At 36.7% G+C, this 16,514-nt stretch carries 14 protein-coding genes; 5 read left to right on the top strand and 9 right to left on the bottom strand.

The annotated features are described in order from the left end of the window. Positions 1-109 precede the first annotated feature (109 nt). Both ALGA_RS06855 and ALGA_RS06850 read left to right on the top strand, forming a co-directional pair. Positions 110-1,447 carry a 4Fe-4S dicluster domain-containing protein gene (locus ALGA_RS06855; RefSeq protein ID WP_145957577.1) on the top strand — a complete coding sequence of 446 codons (1,338 nt, stop codon included), beginning with the start codon at positions 110-112 and terminating at the stop codon, positions 1,445-1,447. 311 nt (positions 1,448-1,758) lie between these two features. Further along, positions 1,759-2,958 (top strand): trans-sulfuration enzyme family protein, encoded by a 1,200-nt coding sequence (locus ALGA_RS06850; RefSeq protein ID WP_317044273.1) that lies wholly within the window; start codon positions 1,759-1,761, stop codon positions 2,956-2,958. Between the two features lie 118 nt (positions 2,959-3,076). Here the strand turns inward: ALGA_RS06850 and rmuC are convergent, their stop codons facing one another. The 3 genes from rmuC to ALGA_RS06835 form a co-directional block, all read right to left on the bottom strand. Beyond that, positions 3,077-4,450 (bottom strand): DNA recombination protein RmuC, encoded by a 1,374-nt coding sequence (rmuC, locus tag ALGA_RS06845; RefSeq protein ID WP_096428621.1) that lies wholly within the window; start codon positions 4,448-4,450, stop codon positions 3,077-3,079. Positions 4,451-4,685: 235 nt separating this feature from the next. Next, complete coding sequence (locus tag ALGA_RS06840; protein WP_231706077.1) at positions 4,686-5,486, bottom strand: UDP-2,3-diacylglucosamine diphosphatase; 801 nt, start codon at positions 5,484-5,486, stop codon at positions 4,686-4,688. 50 nt (positions 5,487-5,536) lie between these two features. After that, entirely contained in the window at positions 5,537-6,691 is a 1,155-nt protein-coding gene (locus ALGA_RS06835) for a TlpA disulfide reductase family protein (protein WP_096428620.1), read from the bottom strand. Positions 6,692-7,124: 433 nt separating this feature from the next. On the opposite strand from ALGA_RS06835, the gene ALGA_RS06830 reads away from it, so the two are divergent. Then, positions 7,125-8,054 (top strand): bifunctional riboflavin kinase/FAD synthetase, encoded by a 930-nt coding sequence (locus ALGA_RS06830; protein WP_096428619.1) that lies wholly within the window; start codon positions 7,125-7,127, stop codon positions 8,052-8,054. A 66-nt stretch (positions 8,055-8,120) separates the two neighbouring features. On the opposite strand, the gene ALGA_RS06825 is transcribed toward ALGA_RS06830, so the two are convergent. Beyond that, positions 8,121-10,649, bottom strand: coding sequence for a sodium-translocating pyrophosphatase (locus tag ALGA_RS06825; protein WP_096428618.1), 2,529 nt, complete (start codon positions 10,647-10,649; stop codon positions 8,121-8,123). 190 nt (positions 10,650-10,839) lie between these two features. Further along, positions 10,840-11,301: a hypothetical protein gene (locus tag ALGA_RS06820; protein WP_096428617.1), complete on the bottom strand. Its 462-nt coding sequence runs from the start codon at positions 11,299-11,301 to the stop codon at positions 10,840-10,842. Between the two features lie 586 nt (positions 11,302-11,887). Between ALGA_RS06820 and greA the strand changes: the two genes are divergently transcribed. Together greA and ALGA_RS06810 are read left to right on the top strand one after the other, a co-directional pair. After that, complete coding sequence (gene greA, locus ALGA_RS06815; RefSeq protein ID WP_096428616.1) at positions 11,888-12,361, top strand: transcription elongation factor GreA; 474 nt, start codon at positions 11,888-11,890, stop codon at positions 12,359-12,361. A 33-nt stretch (positions 12,362-12,394) separates the two neighbouring features. Then, on the top strand, positions 12,395-12,790 hold the full coding sequence (locus ALGA_RS06810; RefSeq protein WP_096428615.1) for an HIT family protein: 396 nt from the start codon (positions 12,395-12,397) through the stop codon (positions 12,788-12,790). Between the two features lie 90 nt (positions 12,791-12,880). Here the strand turns inward: ALGA_RS06810 and ruvC are convergent, their stop codons facing one another. The 4 genes from ruvC to ALGA_RS06790 are packed head-to-tail and all read right to left on the bottom strand — an operon-like array spanning position 12,881 to position 16,486. Beyond that, the gene (gene ruvC, locus ALGA_RS06805) at positions 12,881-13,432 is read right to left on the bottom strand and encodes a crossover junction endodeoxyribonuclease RuvC (RefSeq protein WP_231706075.1); all 552 of its coding nucleotides are present in this window, start codon (positions 13,430-13,432) and stop codon (positions 12,881-12,883) included. Continuing rightward, on the bottom strand, positions 13,425-14,318 hold the full coding sequence (locus tag ALGA_RS06800; protein ID WP_096428613.1) for a DMT family transporter: 894 nt from the start codon (positions 14,316-14,318) through the stop codon (positions 13,425-13,427). Before ALGA_RS06800 ends, ruvC begins: the two co-directional genes overlap by 8 nt. 10 nt (positions 14,319-14,328) lie before the next feature. Then, on the bottom strand, positions 14,329-14,631 hold the full coding sequence (locus ALGA_RS06795; RefSeq protein WP_096428612.1) for a DUF4286 family protein: 303 nt from the start codon (positions 14,629-14,631) through the stop codon (positions 14,329-14,331). A 37-nt stretch (positions 14,632-14,668) separates the two neighbouring features. Then, entirely contained in the window at positions 14,669-16,486 is a 1,818-nt protein-coding gene (locus tag ALGA_RS06790) for a tetratricopeptide repeat protein (protein ID WP_096428611.1), read from the bottom strand. Between the last annotated feature and the right edge of the window lie 28 nt (positions 16,487-16,514).

The following is a 16,514-nucleotide window of genomic DNA, read 5'->3' as shown; positions in this document are numbered from 1 at the left end:
TAATTAAGAATTAAGAATAAAGAAAAGCATCGCTTAATCCGGCTAGAGGATAATGATAAATTATAAGTTTGACTTGTGAGTCAACTTTAAGAACTAATTTTAAAGGATTGTGGAAAAAAATGCATTCATATTTAACACGAATAAATGTGTTGGCTGTATGGCTTGTGTTGCCGGTTGTAGTATTGAGAACGGCACCGATTTAGAGGTGAATTGGCGCGAGGTAAACTGCCACAACAATTTAAAGCATCCCAGCTTGCCGGTCTTTCATTTTTCTTTGGCCTGCAATCATTGCGAAGATGCCCCGTGCATGAAAAATTGTCCGGCGCTGGCTTATACCCGCGATGAAAAGACCGGAGCCATCATTCATCATGCCGAAGCTTGTATTGGCTGTAAATATTGCACTTGGGCTTGTCCGTACGATGCCCCAAAATTTAATGAGAACACCAAGATTGTTGAGAAATGCAATTTTTGTGTCGATAGAATTTCTGAGGGGAAACGTCCGGCTTGCGTTGAGGCTTGTCCTGTTGGCGCCTTGGAATTCGGACAGAAAGAAATTACAGAAGAAGATCTTATTACGCCGGGTTTTGTCAATATCGGCATTAAACCATCCATTCAGCTGATTCCATTGCGCGAAGAGCATACAACACCAGCAATCGAAAATTTAGATGCGGTGGAAATTAGTATCGAAAAACTGGAAAGCTATCTGCCAAAAGCGGAATCGAAAGTGTCTCTTGATAAAGAATGGACCTTGGTACTCTTTACTTTGGCTGTTGCCGGATTGGTGAGTTGGCAGGCATCATTCCTGTTTGGCTTTCTGGAAATGAAATTGATGCCTTTTGCGATTGTTTCAGTATTGGCAATTGCGCTAACATCCCTTCACATTGGTAAGAAATTACGCATGTGGCGATTCATTTTGAATCTGAAAGGATCGTGGCTGAGTCGTGAAATTTTCTCCTTTTCAGCATTTCTTGGAGTAACGGGTCTGCAAATTATCACCGACAATCAGATGATTGGCTTTGTTGCTATGGCTTTTGGCATATTCAGTCTGATATCGGTAGATAGGGTCTACAAATTCCTCAAAAGAAAGGATGGATTAGTATTGCATTCGGGAATGGTAAGTTTAACAGGAATTCTGTTTTTTGCCTGTTTGGCCGATTTCCCTATCCTGATTGGTTTGCTAATTCTGCTGAAAGGAAGTTTGTACATTGGGAGAAAAATAATCTTCCTAAAAAAAGGAATTGGCTATTTCTTACTCCTTTCCGGTATCAGAATTCTTTGTCTGTTTTTGCCTTTCTTTTTTTACAATTTGTCGGGAGAATTGGCCGCCACAATTTCATTCCTGATTATTTTTACAGGAGAAATTATCGACAGGGCTGAATTCTATTCCGAATCGGATGTGATCACACCAGAGAAAGAATTGAATGAATTGCCCTTAATTAAGCCGTGATTTTACCCCAAACCCCTAAAGGGGCTTAAAAAGAATTACTGCTAAATTGGCTGTATGTACTGAAAAGTCCTCTTCAGGGGATTTAGGGGTGTTTGCAGGAGTCGATGATAGAATAAAAAAATGCAAGTTGAATTCTCCATTTTTAAGGGGAGATCCTGACAGGGAGAGGGTGTCTTAAAAATTTAAAACTAAGATTCAAATGCAAAAGATTTACAAAACATCCCCCTCAATCCCCCTTCAAAGGGGGAGTTTAGGACAGCATTTCAAATTCCCCTCTTGAGAGGGGATTAAGGGGAGTGTTAAAAAATTAAATAAAGAGATTAACCATACATAAGGATACGACCATGAAAAAAATCAATGCATCGCACACGCCGCTTTACCGCGAAGCAGGCTTTAACCTACAAAATTCGAAACGAGCGAAAGCAGCTTTTACTGCCGAAGCGGAAAACAATCACGAACCAGATGATTATATCTATTCCAGATATCGTAACCCAACTGTTGTAGCGGTCGAGAAGCAGATTATGGAATTGGAAGGATGCAATTGGGCATTGTTGGTGGAAACAGGAATGGCGGCGATTGATGTTGCTGTATCAGTTTTTCAGAAAGGAGCAGAAACCCGCCCTTGGCTATTCTTTAATGAGATTTACGGAGGAACGAATTCATTTATAGATACGGTGTTGATCAAGCGCCGTAATTTGGATGTGCACCGCTTTTATGCGAAAGAGGGTTTGTACGATTTTGAGGAATTGGAGCGCATGCTCAAAGAAATTCAACCTGAATTTTTGTATTTCGAAGCCGTTTCGAATCCAATGTTGATTGTTGCTGATGTAAAACGCATCATGGAATTGGCCAAGCAATACAAGACTAAAATAATTGTCGACAATACTTTTGGAACGCCTTACTTGTGGAAACCACTCTTAGATGGTGCCGATTTGGTGATTCATTCGGTAACCAAATATTTGAGCGGACATGGAAACATTACCGCAGGAGTTGTTTGTGGAAACGATAAGGAACTACTGAAAGAGGCACTCGAATACCGAAAATGGGCGGGTCATTTCTTAAGTCCTGATGATGCCTACCGATTGGGAACACAGCTGAAAAGTTTCGAATTGCGGTTTCAGAAGCATTGCGATAATGCAACGGAATTGGCTGAATACATGGAGAATCATCCAGAAATAGAGGAGGTTTTATATCCTGGACTGGAATCTCATCCAACTCGAAAAGAAGCAGTGGCTTTGTTTGGCGATAAGGGTTTCGGTGGGATGATCACCTTCGATATCAAAGGAAACTCCGATGAGGACAAAAGAGAGAAATGCAATCGCTTTATCGCAGTTTTAGAAGAAACAATTCCATTGGTTCCTACTTTGGGAGAAGTAGATACTATTTTATTACCTGTGGAACCTGTTTGGGGCGCAAAATATCCATTGCCAGGGGTCATTCGATTATCTGTGGGTATTGAAAATATCAATAAGCTAAAAGGCTTGATTGGCGAGGCCTTGGCGAATATGTAATTTGTAGGGACACGCCATGGTGTGTCCTTCTTTAAATATTATTGCAAAAAAAGGGTCACGACATGTCGTGACCCTTTTTTAACGGACACAGCTTGTTGTGTCCCTACGTTTTGAAATATTATTCTACAATTGCTTCCGTATCGTTCATTTTGTCGATTAAAGTTTGCGGCAATCTCTTTTTCACCTTGGCACCCAATTCGCGGATATTCTCAGCGCGTCGAACCATGTTTCCGCTGCCATCGTACAGTTTTTTCATGGCATCCTGATAGCTGCTTTTCGAGGTGTCCATTTGTTTGCCCAGCTTAATCATATCCTCAACAAATCCAACAAACTTGTCATATAGCAAACCACCTTGTTTGGCAATTTCCTTTACATTGTGGTTTTGTTGCTCCTGTTTCCAGATGGAAGCAATGGTGCGCAATGTGGCCAATAAGGTAGAAGGGCTCACAATTACTATTTTGTTATCCCAAGCGAAGTTAAACAGTTCCTGATCGTACTGAACAGCCATGGCAAAGGATGATTCTATTGGCATAAACATTAATACAAAATCCGGAGAGTTCAAAGAACTCGAACTTTGGTAATGTTTATCAGCTAATTCTTTTACGTGCGCTTTCATGGAAACAATATGTTCCTTTTGAAATTTCTCCGCATCAACATCACCAATTGAATTTACATATCGCTCGTATGCAACCAGTGATACTTTGGAATCTACTATGACATGTTTTTCTTCCGGTAAACGAATAATTACATCAGGACGAATGGTTTGTCCTTCGCTGTTTTTCATCACTACCTCACGGTCGTATTCCTGACCTTTGGTCAAACCAGATCGCTCCAATATTCTTTCTAATACTACTTCGCCCCAATTTCCTTGCTTCTTCACATCACCTTTTAAAGCTTTGGTAAGGTTGTTGGCTTCATCACTAATTTTTGAATTCAGTTCGTAAAGCTTTTTCACCTCTTCCTTCAGGCTGATTTTATCGCGAAGTTCACGATCGTATGTTTCCTCTACCTTTTTTTCAAACGACATCAATTTTTCTTTGATAGGCGCCATGATATCACTCATGTTCTTTTGATTCGAGCTGGTAAATTCTTTGGTGTTATCCTTTAGTATTTTGATGGCAATATTTTCGAATTCGCTTGTGAATTTCTTTTGAAGATCTGCCAACTCTTGCTTTTGATTTGTTAAGCGTTCTTCCAAGTTTTTTCGCTCGGTGGCGGATATAGAAACAGAGCGCGTCAAATTCTCATTCTTCATACGCTCCGCACTCACAGCTTCATTTATATATGTTTTCTCTTGTAGCAGATTAGTAGTTCGTTCTTCCAGCACGGAAAGCTTGTGCGAAAGTTCACTCTTTTCGTTGATAAAAGAATTTTCCTGTTTCAACAATTCTTCACGATGCAGAGCTGACTGTTGACCCGATTTTCTGCGGTAGATAAACCAGGCTATAATTAATCCTTTAGCTATTCCAATTGCGATATATAATATTTCCATGTTTTATATTCTATCTTGTAGTAACGTCGTGTGCTACGTTTTTACATTGGTTTCTATGGTGAAGAGGAGAGTGTCTTTTTTTAAACCTTTTTTTTTGTTATCCATAAAGGGAGAAGTATTTCTTTGTGTTACTTCGTGAAAACCCTTTGTGTCCTCAGTGGTTACTCTTTAGTTTTTTTGTTCCTTCTTTTCCACAAAGGATGATGTGTCCTTAGTGGTTAACTTTTTGTTTTCCTTAGCAGCCAATCGTTGGTTTTTCGTATTCTTTAACTTCCATATTTTCTCCATCGAATACTGCGTAGGTAAAATGAGTTACCCAATCACCGGTATTGATATATCGACTTTTTCCATTCAAATCCACATTACAAGGCATGTGCCGGTGTCCAAATACAAAATAATCGTAATGTTCCTTCTTCAGTTCATCTTGTGCGAAAAGCACCAACCATTCTTTGTCGTCACCACGGTAATCGTCAGCTTCCACTTTTCCATCTCTTAATCTGCTGTGTCCCGACCATTTATGGGCCAGCCAAATGGATAAATTAGGATGGATACGAGCAAATGACCATTGTAAAAAGGAGCTTGTGAAAATTTTCTTTAATATTTTGTAATTCCTGTCGAATGGTCCCAGTCCATCTCCATGACCTAAGAAAAACTTTTTCCCTTTAATCTCAGTTTTTACGATGTCCCGATGAACAATTACTCCAATCTCAGTGGGTAAATAATCGAACACCCAAATGTCGTGGTTTCCAGTAAAGAAATGTACGGGAATACCAGAGTCTGTAATTTCAGCAATCTTGCCTAAAACACGTGTAAATCCTCTCGGAACAGCACGTTTGTATTCAAACCAGAAATCAAAAATATCCCCCATTAAATAAATGCATTCCGCATCATCTTTAACCTGATCAAGCCACTTTACAAACAATTTCTCGCGTTCGCGATTATTCTGTAAGGCAGGGGCACCAAGATGTACGTCTGATGCAAAGTATATATTTTTTTTCTCGATCATTACTGTCTGAGACAAGTTTGTAAATGTCATTTTCCCTTCCCTTTAGGAGAAGAGTTTGGGTCATGAGGTCTTGTGCAGGTCTACTTAACGTATTGTGCTATTTTCTCTTCAAGTGCCAAACCAAAAAGATTTTTTCCAACAATATCACCTTTCTGATCCAACAAATAGTTTGATGGTACAGATTGAATGTTGTAAAGTCTTGTAGCATTTACGCTTCCGGTTTTTGTATCGCACACATTAGTCCAGTTTAATTGATCATCCTGAATGGCTTTAGTCCATAATTTCTCATCCTGATCAATAGAAACCTGATAAATTTCCAATCCTTTTTTATTGAATTTTTCGTAAATCCTCTTTAAATCTCTGTTTTGTTTGCGAGAGTTTACATCTTGAGAAGCCCAGAAACTTAAAATAATAAACTTTCCTTTTAATGAGGTAAGACTAATTTCTTTTCCCTTTTGGTTGGGAAGCTTGATATCAGGGAAATTGGTTCCTTTATCTGCAATTAATTTGGCAACCTTAGCATTATTGTACTTCTTTTGTAAAACTTTCAAATTACCCAAAATAGCTTTGGTGTAATCATGCTCAGGATACAAGGCTTTCATCGAGGAAGCAACGATTTTAACATACTTAATGTCTTCGTTCTCGTTCAAAGTATAGGTGTTGTCGTCTAATTTTTGATACAAAGCCATATAGCTTGATAATGAAGTTGCATTTTTCATGATAAAATCAATCGAAAACTCTCTTTGATTTTGAAGTGCTTTCACGTAATCAGCTAATAGGTTTTGCGAAATATTGGAATAGTTGGGATCACTTTTCTTCGATTCTAAATCTTTACGAATAGTAGCAAGGTGATCTTTGGTTTCGTTAAGTTTGTCGTTCAATTCTTTCACTAACTTAGAGCCTTTAGAACCTTCAACGGTATAATCTTTCCCCATATCTACTCCCTTAATAGAAACGATAAGACTTTCATTTGCTTCAGCTAATAAGGTAATTAATTGACCGTTAGAAAGGCGTAATAAATAAAATTCAGGTTTGGTGTTTTTCACCTTAAATTCAAATCGACCGTCTTCCTCAATTGTGACAGAGTCTATTACTTCTGCACCTGTTGTATTTAATCTGTCAAAGTACAATACTTTGCCTTTAGCATTATCAATTTTACCTTCAACATTAACAAGGTCTTTCTGACTACAAGCCCACAATAAAAGGATTGGAAGGGCTAATAATAATTTTTTCATATGAATAGTTTTCTTTGTTTGCGTTCAATAGTTTTTAGTTTGTTCTCCGGATACATTAAAGCAGTCACATTAGCATATGATTCTCATTCTATTACTATACAAAAACGAAAAGAAATTTATTATTTTTCGTTTATATTCGGAAACTAAGCGTGAAATTTACTAATAATTTCCTGTATAATCATTATTATTTCTTTTCCGGATTTAATTTGTGCTGTGTAAATGGAATGTCATTTACCTGCCTCTTGAGCTGATCGTTTTTTTTCATCATTCGCCATAAATTTACTTCGTTTGGTTTAAGTCGGAGTTTGTTCCTGAAATTTTCATATTTTTGCATCAGTAAATCAAGATGTATTCTCAATTGATTGGATAGAATGGCTGCAGTGAGATGGGAATAAAAAGGGAACCATTTTGATAGAATAATTTAGGTTGGCACATGAAAATATATACGGATTTAAAAGATTTTTCCGCAATTAATCCAGTTGTAACCATCGGTACTTTTGATGGCGTGCATCTTGGGCACCGCAAAGTGATTCGTCGTTTACAGGAATTGGCTCAAAAAGTGAAGGGTGAAACAGTGATATTTACTTTTTATCCTCACCCAAGACTGGTTTTAAATCCCGAGGACAATGGCTTGCGTTTAATCAATACATTGGAAGAAAAAAAGGTGCTGCTCGAGGCTGCCGGAATTGATCATTTAGTTGTTTACCCGTTTACAAAAGAATTTTCGAAATTGACCTACGTCGAATTCGTTGAGCAGATTTTGGTGAAGCAGTTGGGCATGAAATATCTGGTGGTTGGTTACGATCATCGTTTTGGACACAATCGTGAAGGCAAATATGAGGATTTAAAGATGTTTGCCGATAAGTTAAACTTCAAAATCGAACGTCAGGATGTTCTAAATATGGATGCTATTAATGTGAGCTCTACGAAAGTTCGCACTGCGATCTCAGAAGGTGATATCCAAATGGCAAATAAATATTTGGGCTATCGTTTTTTTATTAAAGGAGATGTTATCGATGGAAAAAAACTGGGGCACACCATAGGATTTCCTACTGCTAACATCGATCCTCAGGAGAGCTATAAATTGGTTCCCAAAGATGGAGTGTATGCCGTAAAGGTTGATGTGGATGATAAAATATACTTGGGAATGCTGAATATTGGTGTTCGACCAACCGTAAATAATCAACTCGACAATCGTTCCATCGAGGTTCATATACTGGATTTTAATCAAGATATCTACTACAAAAATATCACGATTCATTTTTATCAACGCATTCGAAACGAGCAATTTTTCGCCTCTCTCGATGAGTTGAAAGCGCAGTTGGCGAAAGATCGATTGAAAGTTTTAAGCCTGTTGGGATAAAATATTCATCATGGCAAAAAAGAACCCCGAAGAAATTCTCCGGGGTTTTGTATTTTAATGAAATAACTATTTTCTCGTTTTGCCAGCTACATTCACTTTTAGTGGATCTTGATGATTACTTCCCATTTGTGTTTCCTCATGTATGATCTGAGGATTGGGCGTTTTTACTTCCTTTGCCGGAATTCTCATTCCGTAGAAAGAACGGTATACGAAGTACAATCCAACTGCTAAGAAAACAACTCCAATGTAAGGGGCGTAATTCATTTCTCCGGTTCTATCCGACTGAACGATTAATTCAATAGCAATTTCGGCTGCCAATAATCCAAATAAAGTAGAGAATTTAATAATTGGATTTAAGGCTACCGATGAAGTGTCCTTGTATGGATCACCAACAGTATCACCAATAATTGTTGCATCGTGTAAAGGAGTGTTTTTCTCTTTTAAATCAACTTCAACTACTTTTTTTGCATTGTCCCATGCACCACCGGCATTGGCCATATACATAGCCTGAAACAAACCGAAAATGGCAATGGAAATTAGGTAAGCAACAAAGAAGTTCGGACTAAAAAACGCAAATGCCAATGTCAGACAAAGAATTACAGCAAAAATATTCCACATTCCTGTTTGTGCATATTGAGTACAAATCTTCACAACATTTTTAGAGTCTTCAAGATCAGCTTCCGTTTTGTCCAAATCGATGTTCTCTTTAATATATTCAACCGCACGATAAGCACCTGTTGTAACAGCTTGCATCGATGCGCCCGAGAACCAGAATATCACGGCACCACCGGTAATTAAACCCAGAATAACCGATGGATCGGTTAATTGAATTTGCAGTAATGATTCACCATTCAAGAGAATCGTTTTCTTAAGCAGGAGAATAATCGCAAATATCATTGTAGTTGCTCCAATAACTGCAGTACCAATTAATACTGGTTTTGCTGTGGCTTTAAAAGTATTTCCTGCAGAATCATTCTCTTCCAAATTGTGTTTCCCAGTTACAAAATTCGGTTCAAATCCAAAATCCCTAAGAATCTCTTCCTTAATATTCGGAATTTTTTCGATCTGAGATAGTTCGAAAACCGATTGAGCATTATCGGTTACTGGGCCATAACTATCAACTGCGATAGTAACAGGTCCCATACCTAAGAAACCAAATGCTACTAATCCAAAGGCAAAAATTCCTGGGTAATCGCCAAAAATCGCAATGTCCTGAACGGTGTAAAATGCGGTTGCCATCAACGCCATCATCACCATACCTTTCCAAAAAGCTGAGAAATTACCGGCTACCATCCCCGAAAGAATAGTTAAAGATGCACCGCCTTCACGTGAAGCAATTACAATTTCTTGCACATGGCGGGAGCTTGAACTGGTAAACGCTTTGGTCAATTCCGGAATCACTGCTGCCGCTAAAGTTCCACAGGAGATTATTGTTGAGAGTTTCCACCATAATTCTTCAGGAAGATCCTTAATAAGGATATAGCTTAAAGCATAAGTCACAATAATGGAAATAATAGATGTAATCCATACTAAAGAAGTTAGAGGAGACTCGAAATTGAAACGATCAACCTGACTATATCTGGCTTTAGCAATGGCTTGATTAATTAGGTAAGCAAATACCGAAGTGAAAATCATCAGTACACGCATAGCAAAAATCCAAACAATAAGTGTCGATGCAAAACCGACATTAGGCATTAAACCTGTTTCGCCAAACATTAAAATGATAAAGGTTATTAATGCAACTCCCGTAACACCGTAAGTTTCAAACCCATCGGCAGTAGGACCTACACTATCCCCTGCATTATCACCCGTACAATCGGCAATAACTCCAGGGTTTCTTGGATCATCTTCACCAATTTTGAAAACAAGTTTCATTAAATCGGCACCAATATCTGCAATCTTGGTAAAGATACCACCAGCAATTCGTAAGGCTGCAGCACCCAATGATTCACCAATTGCAAATCCTACAAAACAAGCTCCGGCACTTTCGCCAGGTATAAAAAGCAAAATTGAGATCATCATTATTAATTCAACGCAAATCAAAAGAAGTCCTACGCTCATTCCTGCTCGTAAAGGAATCGACATTACATCGAAAGGCTTTTGCTTAAGAGCAGCAAAAGAGGTACGACTGTTTGCATAGGTATTTATCCTGATTCCAAACCAGGCTACACCATACGATCCTAATATCCCCAGTACAGTCCAAAGAAGAATAAGCATGGTTTTCGGAATGGAAACATGTGCCAAACCAATAAAATAGTAGGAAATAGCAGTACCAATTATAAGAAAGAGAATAATTAGAAATTTACCTTGTTGCAACAGGTATATTTTGCAGGTTTCGTAAATAATATTGGAAACTTTTGCCATTGAATGATGCACTGGCAGTTTTTTAATTCTCTTAAACTGAATCATTCCGAATAACAGACCCAGAACAATAACTATAATGCCATAAAATAACAAGTCCCAACCATTAATGCCACCCAGTCCGTCAAAAACACTCTGTCTTAAATCCGGAACAACTAAGTCTGCTTCACTGGCAAAACTTGCGAAAGGAGTGAGAAATACCCCGAACACTAGTAGTAATAATGCTTTTTTCATAGGATAGAAATTAATTTAATTAGGTGAATTCCTCATTAAATTATGCATTATCGTAAAGTGAAACAAGACTTTAAATGATTAAAATTTTTAAAAGTAAACTTTATTGTATTTTGATTGTATGCTTATTTTCTTATTTTTAACCTGTGAAGATTAGTTCCTTAGGTAGGTGAGTAGTTTTTTCGTGATTAATTTAATTGCGAACTTTTAGCGTATTGGTACTAGAGGAGTAAGTGTTGCTGTATTCTTTTAATTTGTGAATAGCAACAGATCCGTTAAAGGGGTAACCATCGCCCAGAATATTAAATTTACTTTCGCAAACAGGACATTCTACAAAAACACCATCAAGTTCGACATGTTCTTCAGAATCTTTATCATTCGTACAACTTGCGTCAAATACGTCAAATTCATAAGTGCCGGTTCGAACTACAATAAATCCATGCCCATTATATCCAACAGATGCTCCTATTTCATCGAAATACAGTGCGTTCCCCGGGGAATTTAACTCACTGTAAAAATCAAGATATATAGTTCCCTTAACATAGGTATATGGGATTATTTCATCCACATTAGTATCCTTACTGCACGAACAAAAAGTAATGTTTATCAGGAGGAAAAGGAAAAAATATTGTAAATTTAATTTATTGTGACTCATCATAGTTTATTTAACGCTTTAAATAATGTAATTGTTGCATGTATTTGGTGTAAAACGAAACAAAATTAAGCTTTTAAATCAATTTCAGGAGTGTTTTTTTAACCAATATCTAAACCTCCAAATGCATTCGAATCACTTTTTGACACCTTGTTGGGCAATGAAATATCTAAATCTCACGTTAACTTATTGAAGATCTAAGTCCGGAGTGATAGGAATCAATTATAGAGGGCGTAAAATTATAAAAATTAAAAGCCGAGGCTCACTCAAAGAAAAAGGATATTGTGTTTTCGGACTTTAGTCAATAATTAAGAGATGATGAACTGATTGAGGCGGAAAAGGAAGAGTTTAGAAGAAAATGATTTGCGACAGGCAATTATTTGCAAGTAATTTTGGACAGGAAGTGCAATTAACGCAAAAAAAGCCTACTTTTATTAGTTCCTGTTAATCTGAGCAGGAAAGGGTGTTTTTACATGAAATTTGTATCTTTACATCCGGAAGAGTTTCGAATTATCGAAATTCTTTTTGTTTTTTAGATCGTTCTCGATCAAATAGATTAGAAATTATAAGAATTAAAATAGGAGGGATTATGTCTGGTTATGCGTATGTTACAGCCGAAGGACTAAAAAAATTAAGAGCAGAAGTCGAACAACTGGAACGGATTGAACGTCCAAGTATTTCCAGACAAATCGGTGAAGCAATCGACAAAGGTGATTTGTCGGAAAATGCTGAATACGATGCTGCCAAAGAAGCACAAGGTTTATTGGAGGCTAAAATTTCACGATTACGAGGGATTCTTGCTAATAGTCGAATAATTGATGAGACTAAAATTGATACCTCTAAAGTGCAGATGATGAATAAGGTTACCATTAAGAATCAAAAGAATGGTGCTGTAATGACTTATACTTTGGTATCGGAAACTGAAGCTGATTTTAAGCAAGGAAAATTATCAATTAACACTCCAATAGCTAAAGGCTTAATGGGTAAGCTTGTTGGTGATGTTGTTGAAATTCAGGTTCCTAATGGGTTAATTCCATTCGAAATTGTTGATATTTCATTGTAATTTCAGGAGTATAAAATTAGAAAACATGAATAAATGGCTTCAATTTTCACAAAAATAATAAATAGCGAAATTCCTTGCCACAAAATAGCTGAAGATGATAATTATTTTGCCTTTTTGGATATAAGTCCTTTGGCATTAGGTCATACTTTAGTGATTCCAAAGCAGGAGGTCGATTATATTTTTGATTTGGACGATGATGTTTTAAGTGGATTACATCTTTTCGCTAAGCGTGTGGCTAAGGCCATCGAGAAGACAATTGTGTGCAAGCGAATTGGTATTGCTGTCATTGGCATAGAGGTTCCTCATACTCACATTCATTTGGTGCCATTGAATAATATTGGCGATTTAAATTTTGCGAATCCAAAAGTAGAGGTAACGACTGAGCAATTGGCCGAAATAGCAACTAATATTAGAGGAAATTTTAAATAGAATATTTTTATTCCAAAAGATATGAAAGCCACTTAAATAAGTGGCTTTTTTTATTGAGAAATCTTATGCCATTTTAGAGGCTAATCGGTTTTACTTAACTCGGTCTGGATTCTTTTTTACAAAATCAGCCCATGATTTTGGTTTGCTTTTGGTGGCAATTGCATTTCCTTGAAAAAAATGACACATCGCAATTGCAATTGCATCCGTCTCATCCATATTTTGAGGAAATTCTTTCAGATTAAAGAAACGCTGAAGAATGGTTGCCAATTGTTCTTTCGAGGCTAATCCAGTGCCGGAAATCGCAAGTTTAATTTTTTTAGGTGCATATTCAAAAATAGGAATGTTTCGATGCAAAGCGGCTGATATTGCTACGCCTTGCGCTCGTCCTAATTTCAGCATCGACTGAACATTTTTGCCGAAAAACTGCGATTCAATGGCTAGTTCATCAGGTTTGTATTCATCGATTACCTGCAGAGTACGTTGAAAAATTTTCTGGAGTTTAATGTAGGGATCCGTAATTTTTTTGAGATCTAAGACACCCGAAACCAAGATTTGTGGTTTTTTGTCTACAATTCTGATTAGTCCGTAGCCCATTAAGTTGGTGCCAGGATCGATTCCCATAATTATTCTGTCGTTACTCAATTGAATTGGATTTTTTAATAAATTTTTGCAATACGATTCCTAAAATAATAAGAACCAGACCTGCAAGAGTACTAAGATAGATAGATTCTCCGATTATAAGATGTACGAATAGCAGGGAAATAAAGGGGCTCAAAAAAACCAGATTACTTATTTTATCCGTCGAACTTGTAATTTTTAATGCTTTTAACCAGAAAACATAGGCAATTCCACATTCTACGATTCCAATATATATTGCAGCCAATATACTTTTGTTATCAGGCATTCTAAAGTCTGAAAACAGCAATATGGATATCAGAATATATAAAAACCCGAATACAAAGTTAAGAAATAGCTTTTGCTTTTCTTCCCTGGCATCGCGAACATTGAATAGCCAAAAAAGAGCCCAGAACAACGAGCTGGACAGAGCTAATACAACACCATATGTATTTGGAGTTTCAATAGATGTAAAGGAACCTTTGTTTGCGATAATCAGTACACCCGAAAAACTAACCAATATGCACAAGAGACTCTTCCATCCAATCTTTTGTTTTAACAGTGGAATAGAGAGTAGAACCAAAGTTATTGGCCAGATATAGTTCAAACTCAATGCAAATTGTGCCGGTAGTATCGAATAGGCTTTTAAAAGCACTAAATAATAAAGAAATGGATTTAAAAATCCCAATCCTGCTGATCGGATATAATCCATTTTATTCCCGGTAAAAGCCTTTTGTAGTTGAGAAGTAAACAAAAGCAAACTTCCCAAAAAAAGCATTGCAACTCCTGATGAGATCAGCAGAAGGTGAAGAAAATTCATCCCATTTAATGCAATCTTAAATGCAGTAGCCACTGTCGACCAGCAAAGAATTGCGGATAGGGCGAAAATGTATGCTTTCTTTTGAGTATTCAATTTTTATGAGTTAAGCTTCTTCTAATAAGGTTGAAAAAGTCATTACGTCAGTTTTGTATTTTGCTTGAAAAACAGCCTTTGTTCTTGGCTCGAAACTGCAGAGGTATTTTGTGAACAGATCTTTGTTTTTAAACAGAAGCTGAAGGGAATACGTCAATCCATCATCTTCGGTTGCAACCATTACTTTGCAAAAATAACTGGACGAGAAAGTTCCGGTTTCTTTTAGTAAAGGAATAAATTTTGCTTTCATCCATTCACAAAAATCTTTCTCCATCGAATTTTCGATCAAATAGCTGGTATTGTAAATAATCATTGCTTGTTTCTTTAGTTTTAGAAAAGGTATTTAAATTTTACTTTCTTAGCTCACTTAGTTTTTTACGGGCTTCAATAGAGTAAATGCTATCGGGATATTCAGTCACCAGAATTTTGTAATTCTCCATCGCCTGTTCGGCCTTGTTTCCTTTTTCGAATAATTCACCTTGTGTGAATAAAGCCTTTGCAGCCAATATTTCGTAAGGATGTTCTTCAATAATTTTGGACAATGAAAGAATTGCCTGCTCGGTTTTATTCGCCTCACTGTAAATTTTAAATTTCAAGAAATAAACTTCATCTGTAAGTGAATGTCCTGGATGGTTTTTAAGCAATTCATCCAATTTAAGAATCGCTAACGAATCCTTTCTTTGATACACTAGAAATTCTGCTTCAGCAAAAGTTCTCATTGCCGTGTAACTTGTGTCTAGGGTAGAATTGTCACTTATTAATTGAGACAGATAAATTGCATCGTTAGCAATTAATTTTGATGTGCTGCCTTTTAGCGCATCAAGTTGAGCTTTTGCCCATTTTAATTCGCCCATAAAGTAGGATACTTTGGCTTTCCTAAATTTGGCTTCGAAGCCGATAGAATTGTTTTTTTCTGATTTTTCTATTTGTGAATACAATAAAATTGCATCCCATTTTTCGTCTGCAAATAGCTTTATATCTGCTAGCTCAAGTTTTAGTTTCGACTTGTTTTGTGGATTTATTCCCGAGCTTCCTAATGCTTTTTCTAAAAGCTCAATTGATTTTGCTGAATTATTCAATTCAAAAGAATTGATGTGAGCGTATTGAATTATCGCATTGCTGGTTACAACTGGGTTATTCTCTTCAGCAAAGAATTTTTGATATTGTTCTGAAAGTTCTATCCATTCCAATTTGGAGGCCGGCTTATGTTTTTGGAGCATCAAATATTGAGTTTCCAAGTCTCCCATACGGGCATTTATATAATTAGGCGATGCCGATCCTTTATTTATAACTAGTTGATAGCATTTAAGAGCTGTTTCGAAATCATCATTAGTACTTGATGCAATAGCCAATGAGAGCAATCGAAATCCATCCTCTTTGCCAATTAAATCTATTGATCTTGCCTGAGTGAATGCTGCGTTGAATTGCTTTTTCTGCATAAAATACCATTGCAACAATTCCTTGAATTGTAAATTTTCGGTTTCTGTTTGTATTTTATGTAATAATTGATTCTTTAGAATGGGATCTAAACTTGAATTGATATCTTGAAAGAGAGCAGACTGCAAATGATTTTGCACCAATTTTAATTGTGTTGGATCAATGGTGAGTGCTAATAAATATTCCGATACCATCTTTTCAAAATCTCTCTGTGATAGAAAAATATTTGCCATTTCCAGGTGGAAGAGATGCTCTTGATTAATCAGTACTCGACCCTTTTCGTAAGTTTTAATCGCAAAATCATATTCTCGTTTGCTCATGAAAGCATTTGCGATGTTGGTAATTTCACTTTTAACAGGAATTAGTTGATCTAAGACGTTATTGTACTCGTCCAAACTTTTTTCACTTTCTCCTGCGGTTTTGTAAACATATCCCAGATCAATCAAAAAACTTCTGTCGTCAGGATTTTTCTTTATTTCCTTTTTAATCGCTTTTTCTGCTTCCTGAAAATTTTCCAGCTGAATTAAACAGTCAATATAGTAGTTGAAGTAGGTTCTTGAGCGCGTAATCTTATGTAGATTATAGAATAGTGAAGATGCTGGTCTATATTCTTTATCACGAAAGTAGTTAAAAGCCAACTGACTGTCAGTTTGGATACTTTGTTGGGAATAGGCATATTCAGACCCTAAGAAGGATATCAGAATAAGTATGCTTACGATAATTTTTTTCAAAATAGGCAGTTTAAAAATGAGACTCCAC

Origin of the sequence: Labilibaculum antarcticum (genome assembly GCF_002356295.1) — a bacterium.
GTDB classification, from domain to species: domain Bacteria; phylum Bacteroidota; class Bacteroidia; order Bacteroidales; family Marinifilaceae; genus Labilibaculum; species Labilibaculum antarcticum.
This window is presented reverse-complemented; position numbering and strand designations above follow the sequence as displayed.